This is a genomic window from Arthrobacter ulcerisalmonis, from assembly GCF_900609065.1.
GTDB classification, from domain to species: Bacteria; Actinomycetota; Actinomycetes; order Actinomycetales; family Micrococcaceae; genus Arthrobacter; species Arthrobacter ulcerisalmonis.
The window spans coordinates 57,912-77,711 of the sequence record NZ_UXAU01000018.1 but is presented as its reverse complement, the minus strand read 5'-3'; the positions used below and the strand labels follow the sequence as shown (position 1 = coordinate 77,711).

Genomic DNA, 19,800 nt, shown 5'->3' with positions numbered 1-19,800 from the left:
TTGTCGTTTTCAGCCCTCAAAACGACAACAACTGCGAGTTACTTGGGGAGGCGGGACCCCGTGAAGTACCCCCGCGTGGACGGCATGAAGCGGCACACTGCGGCCAACACGACACCCAGCGCCAGCAGCACCACGCCACTGACAAAAGCGCCGCCCACCCCGAAAATCCGCGTGTTTCCGTACGCCGGATCCCACATCTGAACGGCCGAGATCACGAACGCGGCCGTCAAGGTCACCGCCCCGATCAACGGGAAAATGCCGCGCAGCCACAGGTTCCGCGCCGAGTCGCGCAGGGATGAACGGAAGTACCAGAAGCAGGCGAACCCGGTCAGTGCATAGTAAAACGCGATGAACAGGCTGATGGCGCTGATCGAATCCGCCAGCAGGTTTTCACTCAGGAAACTCATCACCACGTAGTACACCGCCGCGGCGATCCCCATCACCTTGGTGGAAAATCCCGGGGTCTGGTTCTTAGCATGGACCTCAGCAAATTTCGCCGGCAGCGCCCCGTGCACGCCCATGGACAGCGTGCCGCGCGCCGTGGGCAGAATGGTGGTCTGGGTCGATGACAGCACCGACGCAAGCACGGCCACCACCATCAGCCAACCCCACGGCCCCAGCACCACGTCCTTCATCGCCAGGAACACATCGGCCTGGTTCTCCTGGTTCCCCAGGCCGATGCCGTCACTGCCAACGGTCGCGTACATCATCACCAGCAGCGCCACGGACACGTAAATGGCCACCAGCACGACGGCGGAAATCACCGCGCCGCGGCCCGGCGTGCTCGCGGGGTTCTCGGTTTCCTCGTTGACGGCCAGGCAGGTATCCCAGCCCCAGTAGATAAACAGGGCCAGGAGCGCGCCGTGCACCACAGCACCGGGGTCCGCAAACGCGCCAGCCGGGTTGAACCATTCAAAATCGAACGCCAAGCCTTCGGGTGGTCCGGCGACAATCCGAATCACAATCGCCAGCGCAAAGATGCCTAGGGAAATGTATTGGACGTAGGTCAGGACCCGCTGGACGTGCTCGCCGAGCCGGATCCCGCGATAGTTCACCAAGGTCATCAGCACAATGAACAGCAGGCCGGTGCCGGTGACCACCAGTTTGTTGGCGGCCAACGATCCGTCGCCGATCAGCAGCCACAGGTACTGGCCCGCTACCTGCGCCAGGTTGGCCAGCACCACAATCCCAGCCAGGGCCACACCCCAGCCGCCCAGCCAGCCCGCCCACGGCCCGAACGCCCGGCGAGACCACGTGAAGGTGGTGCCACAGTCCGGCATGGCGCTGTTCAGCTCGCGGAAGGCGAACGCGATGAAGAGGACGGGGATGAATCCGAGGATAAGGATCAGCGGCGTGTAGTTCCCGTTGATGGCAACAATGAGGCCCAGTGTGGCCGCCAGCGAATACACCGGGGCGGTGGAGGCCAGCCCGAGCATCACAGAGTCGCCGAGGTCCAGAATCCCGGCGCGGAGGCCCTTGGTGGGGACGTCGGTGCCGGGCTCGCCGCCCTGGCCTCCCGCCGTCGTGGTTTCACTGCTCACAGTGCGATCCCTGCTTTGCTGGAGTGGGCGGCGGCCGACAGGGGCGCCGGCGCGTCGATGGTATTGGGGACAAACCTGCAGAAATAGTCGGTGATGGGGCCGTCGGATTCGCGGATGCCGCAGCCCACCGATTCGCCGTCCACCACCCACAGGCCCAGGACGGGGTGGTTGCCGTCGAAGTCCGGCAGTTGGTGATACTGCTGATAGCACCATCCCTCGCGGCCGTAGTCGCCGGGCTGGTCCAGGGTGATGCCGTCCGCGTGAATGCGGATGTTGTCACCCTCCCGGCCGTGGAGGGGCTTCGCCACCCATTCCTTGAGCGGGCCTGGTTCGTTGAGGTAGGCGGGCAGGAGGTTCGGATGGTCTGGATAAAGGTGCCACAGGGCGGCCAGGAGCGCTTTGTTGGATAGCAGCATCTTCCAGGCGGGTTCCACCCAGCGCGGGTTGTAGGCGCGTTCCAGCAGGCGGTGCCCAAACGGTTCCTTCATCATCAGTTCCCACGGGTAAAGCTTGAAGATGGTGCTGATCATGAAGTTGTCCATGTCCACGAACCGGTTCAGGTTTGGATCCCAGCCAATATCGGACATGTTGATGCCAATGGTGGTCCATCCGGCTTGGCTGGCCACGTCCCGCATGTAGGCCGCGGTCATCCAGTCCTCCCCGGATTCTTCCACCTCGGAGTGGGCCACGTGGAGGGTGCTCATGCCCGTCCGGTACTGCGTCTTCTTCCACTGCCGGATCAGGGCTTCGTGGATACCGTTCCACTGGTCCTTGGCAGGGAAGACATCCTGCAGCCAAAACCACTGGGCCACTGACGCTTCGATCAGGCCGGTGGGGGTATCGGCGTTGTATTCGAGCATCTTGGCGGGCCCGCCCTGGCCGTCGTAGATGAAGTCGAATCGGCCATATATATCCACATCCGCAGCCAGCAGCGACTGGCTCGCCAGCTCAAGGGCCTGTTCGCCGATGCCGATCCCGCCCATTGCTCCCGTGGCCAGGAATTTGGCGGCTTCCAGGGACATCCGGTGCATTTCCTCGGCCGTATTTTCGAGGGTTTCCACTTCGTCTGCAGTGAACTCGTAGTAGGCAGACTCGTTCCAGTACTCGATTTTCCGGCCGTCGTCCATGGTGGTGGTGGAGAAGACCAGGCCCTGTTCGTGGATCTTCTGCTTCCAATCGGGCCGGGGTGCGGAGGTCAATCGCTGCACGCCCTATCCTCCCGAAACTTTGCTGCCGCCGCTTTTCGCGGTGGTCCCGAAGCCGCCGCGGTCCACGGTGCCGCCCTTGCTGCTGTAGCCGGTGGCCGCCTTGGCTCCGCTCGGTACGGTGCGGGTGTAGTTCGGTGCGGTGGAACGGTTTTGCCCCACCGACGGGACCATGGCTCCCCGCGAGTAGAAGTACCAGGCGTAGATGCCACCGCTGCGACCGGCGGAACTGTCGCAGTTGGTGTCCTCAACACGCTCGCCAGTGTCGTCATTGAAGCAGACCTGCGCATATTCGGGGTCGTCCTGGTTACTGGCAACCACCGCCGTGATGGTGCCGGCTAGAAGGGCTGTCACGCCAAGGCCGACGACGACGGTCCGCCGTTGAGAGCGCTTCTTCCGGACCGCCGCTTGTTCAGACTGCTTCTCTCGGTCCTTGGCGAACGGGTCCACCGAGGCCAGGGGCTCATTGAGGAGGTCGGGCCGCAGCTCTGGCTTGGGTACCTGCCAGGGCGGCGGTTTGGAAGGGTTGGACTTGGCGGCGCCGTTGCCGGCCGAGTCACGCGCGTCGGTGGAAGAACCTTCGGGTCCACTGGCACCGGACGCGGCCTTCTCAGGCTGATCGGCACCCGGATCTTTTGTCGGGTCCATGGGTTCCCTCCGTACTACACGTGGTTTTTGGGCACAACACTGCGCCGCAGACGGTAATCCTCAACTCAGCGTAGTACCTGTCCCAGGTGGCTGCGAGCCGAGGCCCACAGAGTGATCTGGTCACCTCGTCAGACCCTAGACTGGGCGCATGGAAACCGCGTCCCTCCTGGCTGTCTGTCGAGTCCATCAGCTGTTGCCAGACACGTCCACGGTAGGCGTGACGGCGATCGACAAGCGTGCAGTCGAAGGGCGGGTGAAGGTCCACCGCCTGGGGCTCCACGCTGACATCCAGGCCAACAGGGTGCACCATGGCGGCCCTGATCAGGCCTTATACGCCTACTCGCAGGTGGATGCTGACTTCTGGGCAGACGCCTTGGGGCGCGACATCCCGCCGGGGATGTTCGGCGAGAACCTGAGGGTCGCTGGACTGGACGCCACTGGCGCAGTGATCGGCGAACGCTGGAAAATTGGCGTGGACGTGGAGCTGGAAGTTACCTCGCCCCGCACACCGTGTGCCACCTTCCAGCGCCGGCTGGCGGTGCCGCAACTCGTCAAACGATTCACCGAGGCCGGCCGGGTGGGCGCCTATCTCCGGGTGCTGCACGCCGGGAGCATCCAGGCGGGTGACCCGATTCAGCGCACGTTTGTTCCCGCGCACGGCATCACGATCGGCCGCTGGTTCAGCAATCCGGACCTCGAAGCAATGAACGCCTTGCTGACTGCCGAGGCCGACGGCGAGATTCGGCTTCAGCAGCCCGAGTTCAGCAAGAAGTTCGCAAGCCTGCAGCGGCAGCAGCAGCGCTGAGGTCACCACAGTGCGCAGCGCGGCTGCGGCGAGCAGGCAGTCAAGAGCAGGCCGTGTGCGCAACCTCACCGCCGTCGTCGGACGTTCTGAGTACCGTCACGGCGGCAGGTGCCGTACACTGGAAACATCCCCCACTCCGGAAATCCCTTATTCCTGCCCAATTTTTGAGGCAGGACTGGTAAGTGTTGGGGCCCGCGCAAGCGATGCGGGCATTTTCATAGGGAGAGCCGGCTAAAGAAAACGCTGTACAGACTGCTGTGATAGCAGCCAAGAGATGCAGCGCGAAGTCCTGCCACGGGATTGCGAAAGCGCCGGACTTCTGTGACCGGCCGGTCAATGTTTGCCCGGCACCCACGGCACACGTACTGCGGCCCCGCTCACCTCGGGTTGTGCCGCCTGGCCCCCTATGGATGAGGAACACTTCCCTATGCCCGAAAATCACAATGAATCCGTCGACGCCGCTGCCACCTTCATCGAAGCTGGCGACGCCCCCGCACTGGACACCACCGCCGAGGCAACTCCCGAGGCCGCCCCGGTAGAAGCTCCGGTTGAAGCCGCCGCTGAAACCCGCGCCGAAGCCCCCGCCGAGACTCCCGCTGAGGCCGTTGCCGAAGCTCGCGCCGCCGAGCCTGCCGATGAAACCCCGGCAGCCCGCCCCGCCGAAGACGACGACGAGGAAGGCGTGAAGTTCACCGACCTCGGCATCGACGGCCGCATCCTGGCTGCACTGCAGGATGTTGGCTACGAGAAGCCTTCACCCATCCAGGCAGCCACCATCCCGCTGCTCCTCGAAGGCCGCGACGTTGTTGGCCTGGCGCAGACCGGTACCGGTAAGACTGCAGCATTCGCAGTGCCGGCGCTGTCCCGCCTGGCTGAGCTGCACGACCTCAACGGCCCGTCCCGCAAGACGCAGGCCCTAGTCCTGGCCCCTACCCGCGAACTCGCACTGCAGGTAGCCGAGGCGTTCACCTCCTACGCCAAGCACATTGATGACTTCACCGTGCTCCCCGTTTACGGTGGTTCCGCATACGGCCCGCAGCTTGCCGGCCTTCGCCGCGGCGCACAGGTTGTTGTGGGTACCCCCGGCCGCGTCATCGACCACATCTCCAAGGGTTCACTGGACCTGTCCGAGCTGCAGTACCTGGTCCTCGACGAAGCTGACGAAATGCTCCGCATGGGCTTCGCCGAAGACGTAGAGCAGATCTTCCAGCAGACCCCGTCTGACCGCCAGGTGGCATTGTTCTCCGCCACCATGCCGAGCCAGATCCGCCGGATGTCCAAGCAGTACCTGAACAACCCGGCTGAGATCTCGGTCAAGTCCAAGACCACCACCGGCGCCAACACCCGCCAGCGTTACCTGCAGGTCATGGGCCCGCACAAGCTGGACGCGTTGACCCGCATCCTCGAGGTTGAAGAGTTCGACGGCGTCATCGCCTTCGTGCGCACCAAGATGGCCACCGAGGACCTGGCTGACAAGCTGAAGTCACGCGGCTTCCAGGCTGCCGCCATCAACGGCGACATCCCGCAGCAGCAGCGTGAGCGGACCGTTGACGCGCTGAAGGAAGGTCGCATCGACATCCTCGTTGCTACCGACGTCGCCGCCCGTGGTCTGGACGTGGAGCGCATCAGCCACGTCATCAACTACGACATCCCTCACGACACCGAGTCCTACGTGCACCGCATTGGCCGCACGGGCCGTGCAGGCCGTTCCGGCGACGCCATCCTGTTCATGACGCCGCGGGAGAAGTACCTGCTGCGCTCGATCGAGAAGGCTACCCGCCAGCCGGTGGAGCAGATGCACCTGCCCACCGCCGAGACGGTCAACACCCTGCGCCTGGGCAAGTTCGCCGAGAAGATCACCGAAACCCTGCAGACCCAGGACGTTGCAGCGTTCCGTGACTTGATCGCCTCCTACGAAGAAGAGCACAAGGTCCCCGCAGCTGAGATCGCTGCTGCCCTGGCCGTCATGGCCCAGGGTGGCCAGCCGCTCCTGGTGAAAGAACTGCCTGCAGCTCCCGAGTACCAGAAGCGCGAGCGGTCCAAGGATGGCTTCGGCTCCCGCGGCCCCACCCGGACGCTCACCGAGGGCAACGCCACCTATCGGATCGCCGTGGGACGCCGCCAGCGCGTCATGCCCGGTTCGATCGTAGGCGCCATTGCCAACGAGGGCGGCATCTCGTCCGCGCAAATCGGTGGCATCGATATCCGCTCGGACCACTCCCTGGTGGAGCTCCCGGCTGACCTCAGCGCCGACCAGTTGAAGGCACTGTCCCGCACCCGGATCGGCGGCGAGCTGATCCACCTCGAGCTGGACAACGGCCGCAAGCCGTCCGGCGAGCGTGGCTCCTACCAGGGCAACCGTGGCGGTTACTCCGGCGGTGGCGATCGCGGCGGCTACTCCGGTGGCGGCGGGGGCAACTTCAAGGGCAACGGCGGGTTCAAGAAGGACTTCCGCAAGAACGATGGCGAGCGTTCCTCCGCTGACCGTGGCGGACGCTCCTACAGCGACCGTTCCGAGCGCTCCTTTGGTGGCGACTCCGGCGCAAGCCGCGGCCAGGCCAGCGATTCCCGCTTCGGCGGCCATGGCGACGGCTCACGCAAGCCGCGCGGCGAGGGCGGCCAGCGCGATTTCAACCGCAAGGGCAAGTGGTAAACACTCGGTAGCTTGACGCTGCCAGGATGGGCCGGCTTTCGAGCCGGCCCATCCTTGTTTAACGGCTGCAGCGGCGGACGTTGTACGCGAACGACGGCGGAACTCGCCTTGGGTGCTGCTGTCACCCGAAAATGCTCGGTGTGGGACTCGACACATCTGGATCTGTCCGGTCGCTTTTCCTGCTGACTGAGTCGGCTCTCTGGACCGTTTTGTTGCTCGGAAATGCCTGATTTCCGCCGAAAACCGATGATCGCGGGGCAGAAGTGCAACTGTTGCGGTGGCGTTCCGGACTGCCAGGAGCCGATTTGTTGGTGGCTACAACATCCGGTAGAGTATTTCTTCGTTGCCCCCCTAGCTCAGTGGTAGAGCGCGTTCTTGGTAAGAACGAGGTCACCGGATCGATTCCGGTGGGGGGCTCTGAATGAGGGCCTGTGTCAAGGCGGTTTTTGACCGGCTTGGCGCAGGTTTTTCTCATTCGTGGCGGTGTAGCTCAGTTGGTTAGAGCGCACGACTCATAATCGTGAGGTCGGGAGATCGAGCCTCCCCACCGCTACAGGCTAAGCCCCCGGAATCCTTGTGATTCCGGGGGCTTTCTTGTTGCTCCATCTGCTCTGGGTTTGTCGCTCCCCTCCGGAGCAACGCAGTTCGTGCCATAAGTAGCCTCCAGATGCGCCATCCGGCCCGTCCGCTAGGCTGAGGAAATGGTTGGGGATACGAAAGTTCCGGTATGGCGCAAGGTGACCAACGTCCTGGGGTTCACTGACAGTCCACAAACACGGGCCAGGATCATGGCGAATTCGACCACCAGGGATCTTCTCGTGCGAGCCGTTATACAAACGTTGGCGGTCGTTCTGCTCACAGCGGTCTTCCTGCTGGAGCAGGATCCAGGCTTCGGGTGGTTGATCATCGCTGACATCTGCATCGCCTGCGTGGCAGCAGCGGCGTGGGCTCGCTGGGTTCGCTACCGCCACCACTAGGCATCAGCGGTACGAAGGGCTTCCACAACGCTAGCTGCACCTGAGATAGTGGCCACGTGACCCAATGTGGCGGCTATTGCAGATGTTGCAGCAATTCCGAGCTTGCTCCTGCCGAGGACCTGGTTCCGGAGGAAGAAGCAACCGACGGCGAGAAGCTCGTATCGCTCCTGGTCGGCTCGCAATCCTGGGTTCACCGCCGGGTGGATGCCCTAAGGCTTGGCGGTGATGGTGCAACTCGGCTCCAGGTCTCCTTCGAAGTAACTGTCCCGGCTGATCTCCGCCTGGCGCGCCCGGGCCATAAAATGGCAGTGCCCTTGGCCTTCATGGCCAAGAAACCCTTGCGCAAACTCGACACCTCAGATCCGTCGGGGAAGCCGGCCAGCATCCTGGACACTCCGGTTAACAAGGCCTACGCCCATCAGTTCCTGTTGGCGCTTGCTCCCGGCCGGGTCCAGAGCGACACCGTCGCGTGGCCGGCGGTGCGAGAAGCCCTGCGGGACATCGTGGCGTCCGACGGCGGAGCGGCCGCGGCTGCCCCCTGGCGGGTTTTGCAGACGCTCCTGTCACGTTCAGCGGACAGGGGTGGCCCGCTCACCCAGGAAGACGAATTCGAGCAGTCGTTCTTCCTCGGCATCGCCCGCCAGATGGGCGAACAATTCCTCTTCCTGATGGAGATTGATGCGGCACTGGCGGGCACGCGTGTCCTGCTGAAGTATTCGTTGGATCAGGACGCGCCCAGAACCGACACGGACCCTACCAAGAGGGCCATCTTCAGTCTGGTGATTCCAGATTTTGGTTTCGCGGCCAGTCAGCATGTGGAGGTGGAACTGCCACAAGGCGTGATCCTGGAGCGGATAACACTGGAGGAAAGACTTTTAGGCGACGCAGTGCAACGAAGTCTCGCAACCGACGTTCCGGATCGGAGGACGCAACGGCTGGTGGGGCACGTGGCTTTACGCCCCAGTGCCCGTTTCGCGTCCGGTGAGCTGTTCGTGACAGCGATTCCGGCGAAACAGGGCCTCTACCGGTTCGCCAAGATCAGCATCCTCGCCGTATCGCTGGTGGTCTTGGCCGCCTGGTTCGTGCGCCTGGACGTGACGGCCTTCATCCGGAGGGTCGATATCCCCTCGCCATCAGCGTCGATCCTGTTGATCGGGCCTGCGCTCCTGCTGTCCTGGTTCAGCCGTGCCACTGAGCACTCCCTGATCGCCAAGATCCAGGGACCGCTCCGCTTGGGGTTGTTGGCGAGTGCCACTGTGCTGCTCGGGTTTGCCGTGCTGGCGGCCGTCCCGGTGACGCCGGTGGTCTGGGCTGGAGCATGGCTGGTGTTGACGGCTGTCCAGTGCTCGGCCCTCCTGCTCCTGGCCTACTACGCCTCCGATTTTGGCCGGTGGATCAAGCGGATTAAGTGGCGCCTCAAAGCCAACCCCTGAGACGCCGCGCGGAGTAAGCTTGAACTACTCGAGAGGAGCAGAGCCATGGTGCGACCAACCGAAGAAGGTTCGTCTGTGCGAGCCTGGGCCGACCCGAAGCGCAAGCCCAGCCTGAAGCCCTCGCTACGGTCACGGGGACGCGAGCCCCAAGCAAACTACACCATCCTGCCAGCAGGCCGGTCGCTGCTCGTCGATTTGCCGGGCCTCGAAGACGACTGGGAAGCTTCTGAATCGATTGCGGACCGAATCGTTAAATCCCGCGGGGCGAAGCGGCCAGAGCCGGCCTAACGTGGCCCAGTTGAATCTACTCCGGTCTCACCTCCCTGGACGGCTACGTCGCGGACAGCAAGGGCAACTTCGCCTTCGCTATGCCGGACCCCGAGGTTCACGCCTTCATCAACGATCTGGAGCGTGACTCGCGCCATCACCTGTACGGCCGGCGCATGTATGAGGTGATGTCTGCGTGGGAGACCATGGGCGGCCCGGACGAGGATCCGGTGGAGCAGGACTACGCCCGGACGTGGCGGGCTGCGGACAAAACTGTCTACTCGTCGTCGTTGGCGTCCGCGAGTACCTCAAACACCACCTTGGAGCGCGAGTTCCGCCCGGCTGACATCAGCACGCTGAAGGCGGAGACGGACGGCCGGATAGGGATTGGCGGCGCCACGATCGCCGGCGCTGCCCTCGCTGCGGGCCTGGTGGACGAGCTCTGGCAGATGATCTTCCCGGTCAGCGTCGGCGGAGGCCTGCCGTTCCTCCCGCAAGGCGTGACTTTAGACCTCACCTTGCTGGCTGAACAGCGCTTCGCCAGCGGCGTAGTCTACTTGCGCTACGCGCTCCACCGCTGAGGGGCAGAATGGGGGAATGACACGAATCGCTATAGTCGGCGGCCACGGCAAAGTGGCCCTCCACCTGTCCACCCTTCTCGCCAGCAACGGCCACACGGTTACCTCATTTATCCGTAACCCGGACCATGCTGCAGATGTTGAAGCCACCGGAGCCACCGCCGCGGTCCTCGATATTGAAAACGCCACGACGGCGGACATCGCCCAGGCCCTGACCGGCCAGGAGGCAGTGGTGTGGTCAGCCGGGGCCGGCGGCGGCAGCCCCGAACGGACCTACGCGGTGGACCGGGATGCAGCCATCCGCTCCATGGATGCCGCAGCCCAGGTGGGCACCAAACGCTATGTCATGGTCTCCTACCTCGGCGCCCGTACCGATCACGGCGTGCCGGCCGAGAACAGCTTCTTCGCCTACGCTGAGGCGAAGGCCGCAGCGGACGAGTACCTCCGCGGTACGGACCTGGACTGGACCATCCTGGCACCGGGCAACCTGACCTTGGACGACGCCACTGGGCAGATCGACGTGGACCCCGCAGCAGACGGCGAACGCGCCACCTCCCGCGCCAACACCGCCATCGTGGCGGCTGCCGTGCTGGCTCAGCCCGGGACTATCGGCCGGTTCATCGGATTCCGCGATGGTGCCACCCCCGTGGAAGCAGCACTCGCGCAGCTAGGCTGAGTGCCGCCCACAGTTCAGCACGGCCACCACAGCAGAAAGCAGGCGCATGGATCAGTTGGCCCTCATCGTTGGATTGTTGTTGGCCACCGTCATGGCCGTGGGGCTGGGGGACCGGCTGCGGTTGCCGTATCCGGTCCTGATGCTGCTGTTGGCCGTGGCGCTAACGTTCATCCCGGGATTCCCGGACCTGGACATCGCGCCGGAACTGATCCTGCCCATCTTCCTGCCGCCGCTGCTCTTCGCCACGGCGCAACGCAGTTCGTGGGCGGTGTTCCGGGTCCGGTGGCGGACGCTCCTCATGCTCGCCGTGGCACTCGTGGTGATCACCACCGCCGTGGTGGCCGGTGCCGCCTGGCTGATGATTCCCGGCATCGGCATCCCGGCGGCGATCGCCCTCGGCGCCATGGTCGCCCCGCCCGATCCGGTGGCCGTGGAGTCGGTCGCCGGCCGTGTCCACATGCCTCGGCGGCTGATCACGGTCCTCCAGAGCGAGGGCCTTTTCAACGATGCGGCAGCGATCGTCATCTTCCAGGCCGCCGTGGCCGCCGCCGTCGGAGGCACCCGGATAGCGTCCGACGTCGTTCTCCAGTTCGTGATCGGCGCCGCCCTTGCCGTAGTGGTGGGCATTGTCATGGGCTGGTTGATTGCGCTGGTCACTCGGCTGGTCACGTCCATGGTGGCCAGGAGCGCCGTCACCCTGGTGGTGCCGTTTGCTGCCTACATCCTGGCCGAGGAGGTGCACGCCTCTGGCGTCATTGCCGTGGTGGTCACCGCCCTGGAGATGCAGCGGCATTCTAGGCCGCAGGACGCCGCCGAGCGCGTCACCAGGACTGCCTTCTGGGACGTGGTGGAACTGCTGGTCACGGGGTTGGCGTTCGGGCTGGTGGGCCTGGAGATTCGGCATGTGATCCAGGACGAAGGTACCGACATTTTCGGCATGCTGGGCGTGGCAGCAGTGGTGTGCGTGCTGGTTTTCGCGGCCCGCTTCGCGTGGCTGGGAGTCTTGGCGTTGGGCGCCCGGAAGCGGCAAAACCTGTTGCAACCCACCACTGCCAAGGAAGTATTGATCCTGACCTGGTGCGGAATGCGTGGGCTGGCCACACTGGCCTTGGCCCTCGCCCTGCCAGTCACCCTGGCCGACGGCACGCCGTTCCCGGGACGGGACTATCTGCTGGTCATTGCCTGCGCGGTCTTGCTGGCCACTCTCGTCTTACCAGGTCTGACCCTGCCGTGGCTGATGCGAGTCTTGGATGCTTCCCATGATGGCTCGGAGGAACGCGACGCGGCTCGATTGTTGGCCTTGCGTGCCCAGGGAGCGGCGGTGGCTGCGCTCAAACAGCACGATTTGATGCGGGACCTGCCGCCGGAGAAGGTGGCGCTGGTCAAGGAGAAGATGAAGCGACTGCATGCTGAACTGGTGGACGGTGGGCTGCCGGACGAGCCCTTGGCGGCGAAGCGACAACGTGGCCGGGAGCTGTCCATCGCCGTCCAGACCATCGCCTTGGACGCTGCGCGCCAAGAAGTTGTAGCTGCGAGAAGCGAACCGGACACCGATCCCGAGGTGGCGGACCGCGTGCTGCGGCAGCTCGACCTGCGGACCATGATTATGCCGGAATAGCAGCGGACAGGTGTTGTCCTAGCAGAGAAGGGCCTGCAGCCACCTGGCTCTTGACCTTTCCGAATCGGGCAGCAGATAATGGTCATAGGAGTAAATTTAGATACAAAATAAATTCCCCCCCCAACTGACATCCCTCCTCGCAAGAAAAGGATCCCGCCTTGCCCACCACCGCCACCTCGGCACCCCCGTCCACTTCGCGTCTCGCAGTCGACGCCAATTGGTGGCGTCAGGCCGCCGTCTATCAGATCTATCCGCGCAGTTTCTCGGATTCCAATGGGGACGGGCTGGGCGATATTAAAGGCATCACGGCGAAGGTGCCGTACCTGCAGCAGCTGGGGATCGACGCTGTCTGGCTGAGCCCGTTCTACCCGTCCGCGCTAGCAGATGGCGGCTACGACGTTGACGATTACCGCAACGTTGACCCCAAACTCGGCACCCTGGCCGACTTCGATGAGATGTCCGCCGCGTTGCACGCCGCGGGAATCAAGCTCATCGCAGACATTGTCCCCAACCACTCGTCCGATCGGCACGAATGGTTCCGCGAAGCCCTTGCGTCGCCGCGCGGCTCGGCAGCACGCGAACGCTACATTTTCCGCGACGGCCTGGGACCCAATGGTGACACCCCGCCGTCGGACTGGGATTCCGTCTTTGGCGGCCCGGCCTGGGAACGCATCACGGAACCCGACGGCACCGTAGGTCAGTGGTACATGCACATCTTCGCCAAGGAACAACCGGACCTCAACTGGTCCAACCGGGAAGTACGCGACGATTTCCTGAAGACCCTACGCTTCTGGTCCGATCGCGGCGTAGACGGCTTCCGCGTGGACGTAGCCCACGCCTTGACCAAGGACCTGACCGAGCCGTTGATGTCAAAGGCTGTCCTGTCGGCGGCGAACACCGGCACCGATGGCTTCCCGGACGGCTCACACCCGTTCTGGGACCGCGATGAGGTGCACGAGATCTACGCCGAATGGCGGGCCGTGTTCAACGAATACACCCCACCGCGCACCGCCGTGGCAGAGGCCTGGGTGCATTCCACCCGCCGGGCGCGCTACGCCAGCCCGGAGGGACTCGGCCAGGCGTTCAACTTTGACCTGCTCCAGGCCGATTTCAACGGCCAGGAATTCCGGGACATCATCACCCATAACCTGGCCGAAGCCGCCGCCACTGGCGCCTCCTCCACCTGGGTCTTCTCCAACCATGATGTGGTGCGCCACGCCACGCGCTACGGCCTGCCGCGGCTGGCCAAGGACGAAGCACATCCGAAGGGCCAAGACGGCAAGGATTGGCTCTTGGCCGGCGGAGCAGCCGCTGATCTGGATATGGAACTGGGGGAGCGCCGCGCACGCGCCGCGACCCTCCTGATGCTGGCCGTTCCCGGCTCCGCCTACCTCTACCAAGGCGAGGAACTTGGCCTCCATGAAGTGGCGGACATCCCCGCAGCGGAACGGCAGGACCCCACGTTCTTCCGGAACCCGGGCGTAGATATTGGCCGTGACGGCTGCCGTGTTCCGCTGCCATGGGAGGACGCTGGCAGCTCGTACGGCTTTGGCGATGGCACCGCCCACTTGCCGCAGCCGGAGTGGTTCAGCTCCTTCGCCGTGCAGGCACAGGATGGCGTGGCTGGTTCAACGTTGGAGCTTTACCGTGCCGCCCTGAAACTGCGTCGCGAGTTGCAGGCCGCAGAGGAACTGGAATGGGTGGAGACCGGCAACCCCGATCTGCTGCATTTCCGCCGCCCCGGTGGCTGGGAATCGGTCACCAACTTCGGCGACACCGCCGTTGCGATTCCTGCCGGGGAGGTCCTGCTGAGCAGCGGCCCACTGCTGGACGGCACGTTGCCCGCCGACACCACCGTCTGGCTGGGCTGAGACCATGCAGGAACTGATTTATGGCTGCATGGGCCTCGGTGGCGGCTGGTCCGAAGAATCGTATGGCGCTGAGCAGGTAGCCGAGGCCGACGCCGCCATCAACGCGGCGCTGGCCGCTGGCATCACCTTGTTTGACCACGCTGACATCTACCGCAGTGGCAAGTCGGAGCAGGTCTTTGGCGACGTCATGGCGGCAACGCCCGGGTTGCGGGACCGCATCCGGTTGCAGACCAAGTGCGGCATCCGCTTGAACGAGCGTGGACTGCAGACGCACTACGACCTCAGCCGGGACGCCATCCTGGAGCGGGTCAACGGCAGCCTGTCCAGGTTGCAGACCGAGTATGTGGATGTCCTCCTGCTGCACCGGCCGGATCCGCTGACCGACCTCGCTGAGGTGGTGTCCGCCGTCGGGCAGTTGATGGCAGAAGGCAAGGTGCGGCAACTGGGTGTGTCCAACATGTCCGGCGCGCAGATTGAGGCGCTGCAGGATCGACTGGACACGCCGGTGGTGGCCAACCAGCTCGAGATGTCCCTGTTGAAGCGGGCGTGGGTGGAGAGCCAGGTGCTGGTCAACAACACGGCTGGCACCCAGTACAGCTTTCCCACCGGCACCCTCGAGTACTGTGCCAAGCGCGGCGTGACCCTGCAGGCATACGGGTCCTTGGCGCGTGGCCTGTATACCGGAGCTGCAGCGGCAGATGCTGGCCATGAGGTGGAGTCCACCGCTGCCCTGGTGGCCGAGTTGGCTGCCGAGTACGGCACCACGGGGGAGTCGGTCCTGCTGGGCTGGCTGATGAAGCACCCGGCAGGGATCTCTCCCGTGATCGGCACCGTTAACCCGGCCCGCATCGCCGCCTGTGCTGACGCTGCCCGGGTTGCCGAGTCCATGACTCGGGCCCAGTGGTATGGCTTGTGGATCACTGCGCGGGGCAGCAACCTCCCGTAACCCTTCCCCAACTGACTCGCAGTTGTTGTCGTTTTGAGGGCCCAAAACGACAACAACTGCGAGCTACTTGGGCCGAGTGTCTCCACGAACGTGGAACGCGGCGCAGGCAGCCAGTCACAAACGGTTTTGTTCGTATTGGTCGGCCCCCCAACCGATAATGCTTCGCGAAGCACGCCCGCGGCCAGATACGGTAGAAGCATGACGTCTACCGTAGCCGCCGAGACCGCAAGGCCCGAACGCAATATCCCCGCCGAAATCGCCCGCTCCTGGCTCCTGGTCAATGCCATGAAGACTGAGCTCTTCGACCAGTCAGCAGTCTCACGCGCCGACTCCATCATTTTGGACATCGAAGACGCAGTGGACCCGTCGCAGAAGGACCAGGCCCGGGGCCACGTGGTGGACTGGCTGTCCAAGGGTGGCCAGGCCTGGGTTCGCATCAACGACGCCACCAGCCCGTTCTGGGCCGATGACCTGGCCGGTCTCCGCGGCACGCCAGGACTCCTGGGCGTCATGCTCGCCAAGACCGAATCCGCTGACCAGGTCACCGAGAGCTACCACCGGATGGACGGCAAGACCCCGGTCATCGCGCTGGTGGAGTCTGCTGTGGGCATCGAAGAAGCCAACAACATCGCCAAAGCGCAAGGTGCCTTCCGCCTGGCATTCGGTTCCGGTGACTTCCGCCGCGACACGGGCATGGCCGCCACCGCCGAAGCCATGGCCTACCCGCGCGCCAAGCTGGTTGTTGCCAGCCGAGTCGGCAACCTGCCGGGCCCCATCGACGGCCCCACCGTGGGCACCAACCACCCCATCCTGCGCGAGCAGACCGGCATCACCGTGATGATGGGCATGACCGGCAAGCTCTGCCTCGCCATCGACCAGACCCCCATCATCAACGAGGTCATCAGCCCCACTCCGTCCGACGTCGCCTGGGCCACCGACTTCATGAACGACTTCGAAGCCAACGGCAGGGTCATCCGCGACGGTTCCGACCTGCCCCGACTGGGCCGCGCCGAGAAGATCATGAAGCTTGCCGTAGCCTTCGGGGTCCAGCCAGCGCTCTGACGCAGCACACTCTTCCCGCAGCAGACCCCGTGGCCGCCTTCCTGGTCCACGGGGTCTTTTGGGATGGTCCGGCGCCTTCGCTTCCCGCGCACGACGGCGGCACGCCAGTCCTGCGCCTGCAGTCGCCTGCGGGGGAGGCAAGGAGTGTGGGGTTGGCGCCGGGGGCAACGCTGGGTTTGCGGGTGGCTGGTCCGGGCCGCTATTGCCTGGGCCATCAGGTGGTGCACTCGGCCTCGGCCCGTGACCACGTCCCATGCGTGAAAGGCAGCCTCGCCAGCAAGGGGAAGCAGTGTGAGCGGTGTTTCGTCCTGGACGATTCACGGCTGATGCATGATTTCCACCGGGGCGGCCGTGTCCCGGCCGGGCTCCGCAGCTACCTGATGCAGGAGCATTGGCTGTATGTGGCCACGTTTGCTGGCGGGGCCACCAAAGTTGGCACAGCGAGCGGCCCTCGGAAGTGGAACAGGCTGGCCGAACAAGGCGCCGTTGCGGCTACCTATGTGGCCCAGACCGCGGACGGCCGGGCGGTGCGGGTCCTCGAGGACCTGGTCTCCCAGGAACTTGGCCTGACCCAGCAGATCCGCTCGGCAGCCAAGTCGGAGGCACTGCTTCGGCCACTTCCCGCGCCGGAAATCGAGGCCATCAATGCCCGAGCGGCGGGTGAGGTCCGTGCGTTGCTGGCCAGGACCGCCGTCGAACCCTACCTGCCGGTAGAGGAGCAGTGGATCCGGCCAGCCCAGGCGGAACCGCTTTACGGGACCACTGCGCGGCATCGCTACCCGCACGCCCTCGATGCGGGCAGCCACGGGTTTACGGTGACTGGGCTCAGCGGCGCCAACGCGCTCGCCAGCCTGGCCGGCACGGACGCTGCGTTCGTGGTGAACCTTGGCCAGCTCACGGGCCGCAAGGTGGTGTTGGGCGACTACGCGTCGGCTGTCCCTGCCATCCAGGAATCCCTGTTCTAGCCCGGGCCGGTAAACTGGTGGGGTGCTGAACGAATTCTGGGCCACTGCGCCGACCCGCTACAAAGTCATCGTCTTCAGCGGAATGGGACTGATCGCCGTCGGGATCATCCTGAACCTGGTGGGCAACCTCAACGGCATCCAAGGCCTCGCGATGGCGTCCCTGCCGGTCATCGGTCTGGGCCTGGTCCTGCACATGGTGGCCATGGTGGTTCGTGGCCAGTCGATCCGGAAGAACCTGCGCCGCTAGCCTTCCCGGCCACCCTGCGGGCTGGCGATAGGCTGGGAGCATGACTATCAATCCCGACCTGCAGGGCCGCAGCTACCCTGCCGCCGAGGTGTACCCCGTTGGCCGCGAAAAGATCCGCGAGTTCGCCCGCGCGGTCAAAGCCACCCACCCCGCACACTTCGACCTTGACGCCGCGACGGCCCTGGGACACCCGGACCTTGTCGCCCCGCCCACCTTCGCCATCATCATCGCCCAGCGCGCCGACGCCCAGCTGATCGAGGACCCGGACGCCGGGATCGATTTCACCCGCGTTGTCCACGCCGACCAGCGATTCACGCATCACCGGCCCATCTTCGCCGGCGATCAGCTCGTGGCCGAACTGCACGTGGACGGCGTCCGCGGCATGGGTGGCGGCGCCATGATCACCACCCGCTCGGAGATCTTCGCGGTAGCAGCAGACGGATCCCGCGAAGCCGTCACCACCACCACGTCATCCATCCTGGTCCGCGGAGAGGGACAGTAACCATGAGCCCCACCTTCAGCGATGTCACCGCAGGCCAGGAAATCGGCACCCGCACCATCGAGGTCACCCGCACTGACCTGGTCAAATACGCTGGCGCGTCCGGCGACTTCAACCCCATCCACTGGAACGAGGCCTTCGCCACCGGCGTTGAACTGCCCGGGGTGATCGCGCACGGCATGTTCACCATGGGCGCCGTGGTGCAGCTGGTGACTGATTGGGCCGGCGACCCCGCCGCCGTCGTCGACTTCCAGACGCGCTTCACCAAACCGGTCCTGGTCACCGACACCACGGGAACGCCCGACGCCGGTGCCACCATCGAGGTCACCGGCACCATTGGAAAGCTCGACGCCGAGGCAAGCACCGCTCGTGTCGACCTCACCGTGGTGGCTGGCGGACAGAAAGTCCTGATGAAGGCCCAGGCAGTGGTCCGGCTTCCGTGAGCACTATCCGTTGACCAGCACGGTATCTGAGGCGGCACCTTCGGCTGCGGTGCGGCACTGGCGCAATGCTGTGGTGGTGGCCTACGGGGCCAGCGGCATTGCCTTTGCGTCCTGGGTATCCCGATTGCCAGCCATCCGGGATGGCCTGAACCTCACGCCCGGCAACGTGGGGCTGCTCCTGTTGTGCCTGACGCTTGGCTCGTTCGTCTCCGTTTCGGCCTCCGGGCTGATCGTGCTGCGCCTCGGTTCCAAACGCACCATCCAGATCGGCGCCATCATGGTGGGCCTGGGTCTTGCCATTGCTGGGTTTGGCACATCGGTGCTGGTCAACCCCGTGGCTACGGCCGCTGGCTTGACGGTGATCGGGCTGGGCACAGCCAGTTGGAACACCGCTTCCAACGTGGAGGGCGCAGCTGTGGAGCGGGCCCTGGGCCGGCACATCATGCCGCGGCTGCACGGTTCCTTCAGCCTAGGCACTGTCGCGGGAGCGGGCCTCGGGGCGTGGGCAGCGGCAGCAGCCATGCCGGTCTTCTGGCACTTGGCTGCCGCCGGGATCCTCGTGGCAGTGTCGGTCACCGTGGCTGCGGGTTGGTTCCGGGCGGATGTCACGCCCGTGGATGCTGGTTCGCCGGCGGGACAAAATGGTGCTGCTCCTGAGGGCACCCGCAAACCCGAACGGTCCTACGACAGTTTTGGCGACCCCGCAACGGGGCCCATCCCACTGATCGGCTCCGGAACCCCGGCCGGTGGAAATCCCGGCGAGCCCGCTGCTGCTCCGCTGGATAACAAACGGCTGATCGCCCAGGCCTGGCGTGACCGGCGAACCTTACTCCTCGGCGTGATGGTGCTGGGCCTTGCGCTGGCCGAAGGTGCCGCCGGAGACTGGGTGGCGCTTGCCCTTGCGGACGGCCACGGGCAGTCGGACGCTGCTGGCGCCGTCGGATATGGCTTGTTCGTTTCCTTCATGACCATCGGCCGCTTCGCCGGAACGGTGGTGCTGGACCGGTATGGCAGGGTTCCCGTGATGCGCTGGTGTGCCGCCATGGCGGTATTGGGGCTCGGATTGTTCGTCTTCGCCCCCGAGCCGTGGCTGGCCTATGTGGCGCTGGCGATCTGGGGCCTGGGTGCTTCGCTGGGATTCCCGGTGGGAATGTCGGCGGCAGCTGACGATCCGGTCAAGGCTGCAGCCCGGGTTTCAGTGGTGTCCACCATTGGGTACGGCGCCTTCCTGTGCGGTCCGCCGTTGCTGGGTCTGTTGGCCGAGCACGTGGGGATCCTGCATTCCCTGCTGGGCGTCATGGTGATGCTCGTTGTCAGCTTCTTCCTTGCCCCCGTGGCCAAGAAAGTGGCCTGACTTTCCCTTGTA

18 protein-coding genes and 2 tRNA genes are annotated in these 19,800 nt (G+C 64.8%); 17 read left to right on the top strand and 3 right to left on the bottom strand.

Going from position 1 to position 19,800, the window contains the following annotated elements; genetic code table 11:
* Nucleotides 1-38: 38 nt before the first annotated feature.
* From PSET11_RS05560 to PSET11_RS05550, 3 genes are read right to left on the bottom strand one after another with little or no spacing between them, the layout of a single operon-like run.
* Complete coding sequence (locus PSET11_RS05560; protein WP_124091113.1) at nt 39-1,541, bottom strand: APC family permease; 1,503 nt, start codon at nt 1,539-1,541, stop codon at nt 39-41.
* Nucleotides 1,538-2,749 (bottom strand): glutathionylspermidine synthase family protein, encoded by a 1,212-nt coding sequence (locus tag PSET11_RS05555; protein ID WP_124091112.1) that lies wholly within the window; start codon nt 2,747-2,749, stop codon nt 1,538-1,540. The genes PSET11_RS05560 and PSET11_RS05555 overlap by 4 nt, the downstream gene beginning before the upstream one ends.
* 3 nt (nt 2,750-2,752) lie before the next feature.
* The gene (locus PSET11_RS05550) at nt 2,753-3,394 is read right to left on the bottom strand and encodes a dihydrolipoyllysine-residue succinyltransferase component of 2-oxoglutarate dehydrogenase complex (protein ID WP_124091111.1); all 642 of its coding nucleotides are present in this window, start codon (nt 3,392-3,394) and stop codon (nt 2,753-2,755) included.
* Nucleotides 3,395-3,542: 148 nt separating this feature from the next.
* Between PSET11_RS05550 and PSET11_RS05545 the strand changes: the two genes are divergently transcribed.
* From PSET11_RS05545 to PSET11_RS05470, 17 genes are all read left to right on the top strand, one after another.
* Nucleotides 3,543-4,199 carry an MOSC domain-containing protein gene (locus PSET11_RS05545; RefSeq protein ID WP_124091110.1) on the top strand — a complete coding sequence of 219 codons (657 nt, stop codon included), beginning with the start codon at nt 3,543-3,545 and terminating at the stop codon, nt 4,197-4,199.
* Between the two features lie 427 nt (nt 4,200-4,626).
* Nucleotides 4,627-6,852: a DEAD/DEAH box helicase gene (locus PSET11_RS05540; RefSeq protein ID WP_124091109.1), complete on the top strand. Its 2,226-nt coding sequence runs from the start codon at nt 4,627-4,629 to the stop codon at nt 6,850-6,852.
* 345 nt (nt 6,853-7,197) lie between these two features.
* A tRNA-Thr gene (locus PSET11_RS05535) sits at nt 7,198-7,269 on the top strand.
* A gap of 62 nt (nt 7,270-7,331) precedes the next feature.
* Nucleotides 7,332-7,405: transfer RNA gene (locus tag PSET11_RS05530), tRNA-Met, on the top strand.
* A 265-nt stretch (nt 7,406-7,670) separates the two neighbouring features.
* The gene (locus PSET11_RS16560) at nt 7,671-7,829 is read left to right on the top strand and encodes a hypothetical protein (RefSeq protein ID WP_160118962.1); all 159 of its coding nucleotides are present in this window, start codon (nt 7,671-7,673) and stop codon (nt 7,827-7,829) included.
* A gap of 56 nt (nt 7,830-7,885) precedes the next feature.
* Entirely contained in the window at nt 7,886-9,262 is a 1,377-nt protein-coding gene (locus PSET11_RS05525) for a hypothetical protein (RefSeq protein ID WP_124091108.1), read from the top strand.
* Between the two features lie 302 nt (nt 9,263-9,564).
* On the top strand, nt 9,565-10,110 hold the full coding sequence (locus PSET11_RS05520) for a dihydrofolate reductase family protein (RefSeq protein WP_124091107.1): 546 nt from the start codon (nt 9,565-9,567) through the stop codon (nt 10,108-10,110).
* A 16-nt stretch (nt 10,111-10,126) separates the two neighbouring features.
* Complete coding sequence (locus PSET11_RS05515) at nt 10,127-10,783, top strand: NAD(P)H-binding protein (RefSeq protein WP_124091106.1); 657 nt, start codon at nt 10,127-10,129, stop codon at nt 10,781-10,783.
* 46 nt (nt 10,784-10,829) lie between these two features.
* Complete coding sequence (locus PSET11_RS05510; protein WP_124091105.1) at nt 10,830-12,401, top strand: Na+/H+ antiporter; 1,572 nt, start codon at nt 10,830-10,832, stop codon at nt 12,399-12,401.
* A 158-nt stretch (nt 12,402-12,559) separates the two neighbouring features.
* Entirely contained in the window at nt 12,560-14,272 is a 1,713-nt protein-coding gene (locus tag PSET11_RS05505) for a glycoside hydrolase family 13 protein (protein WP_124091104.1), read from the top strand.
* Between the two features lie 4 nt (nt 14,273-14,276).
* Nucleotides 14,277-15,218 (top strand): aldo/keto reductase, encoded by a 942-nt coding sequence (locus tag PSET11_RS05500; RefSeq protein ID WP_124091103.1) that lies wholly within the window; start codon nt 14,277-14,279, stop codon nt 15,216-15,218.
* A gap of 198 nt (nt 15,219-15,416) precedes the next feature.
* Complete coding sequence (locus PSET11_RS05495) at nt 15,417-16,280, top strand: HpcH/HpaI aldolase/citrate lyase family protein (protein WP_124091102.1); 864 nt, start codon at nt 15,417-15,419, stop codon at nt 16,278-16,280.
* A gap of 29 nt (nt 16,281-16,309) precedes the next feature.
* Entirely contained in the window at nt 16,310-17,245 is a 936-nt protein-coding gene (locus tag PSET11_RS05490; RefSeq protein WP_238989044.1) for a DUF2797 domain-containing protein, read from the top strand.
* Between the two features lie 22 nt (nt 17,246-17,267).
* Nucleotides 17,268-17,492: a DUF3188 domain-containing protein gene (locus tag PSET11_RS05485; protein WP_124091101.1), complete on the top strand. Its 225-nt coding sequence runs from the start codon at nt 17,268-17,270 to the stop codon at nt 17,490-17,492.
* Nucleotides 17,493-17,532: 40 nt separating this feature from the next.
* On the top strand, nt 17,533-17,994 hold the full coding sequence (locus PSET11_RS05480; protein ID WP_124091100.1) for an FAS1-like dehydratase domain-containing protein: 462 nt from the start codon (nt 17,533-17,535) through the stop codon (nt 17,992-17,994).
* Between the two features lie 2 nt (nt 17,995-17,996).
* Nucleotides 17,997-18,434, top strand: a complete 438-nt coding sequence (locus PSET11_RS05475; protein WP_124091099.1) for a MaoC family dehydratase — start codon at nt 17,997-17,999, stop codon at nt 18,432-18,434.
* A 10-nt stretch (nt 18,435-18,444) separates the two neighbouring features.
* A complete protein-coding gene (locus tag PSET11_RS05470; RefSeq protein ID WP_124091098.1) occupies nt 18,445-19,788 on the top strand; it encodes an MFS transporter in 1,344 nt (447 codons plus the stop codon).
* Nucleotides 19,789-19,800: the final 12 nt, after the last annotated feature.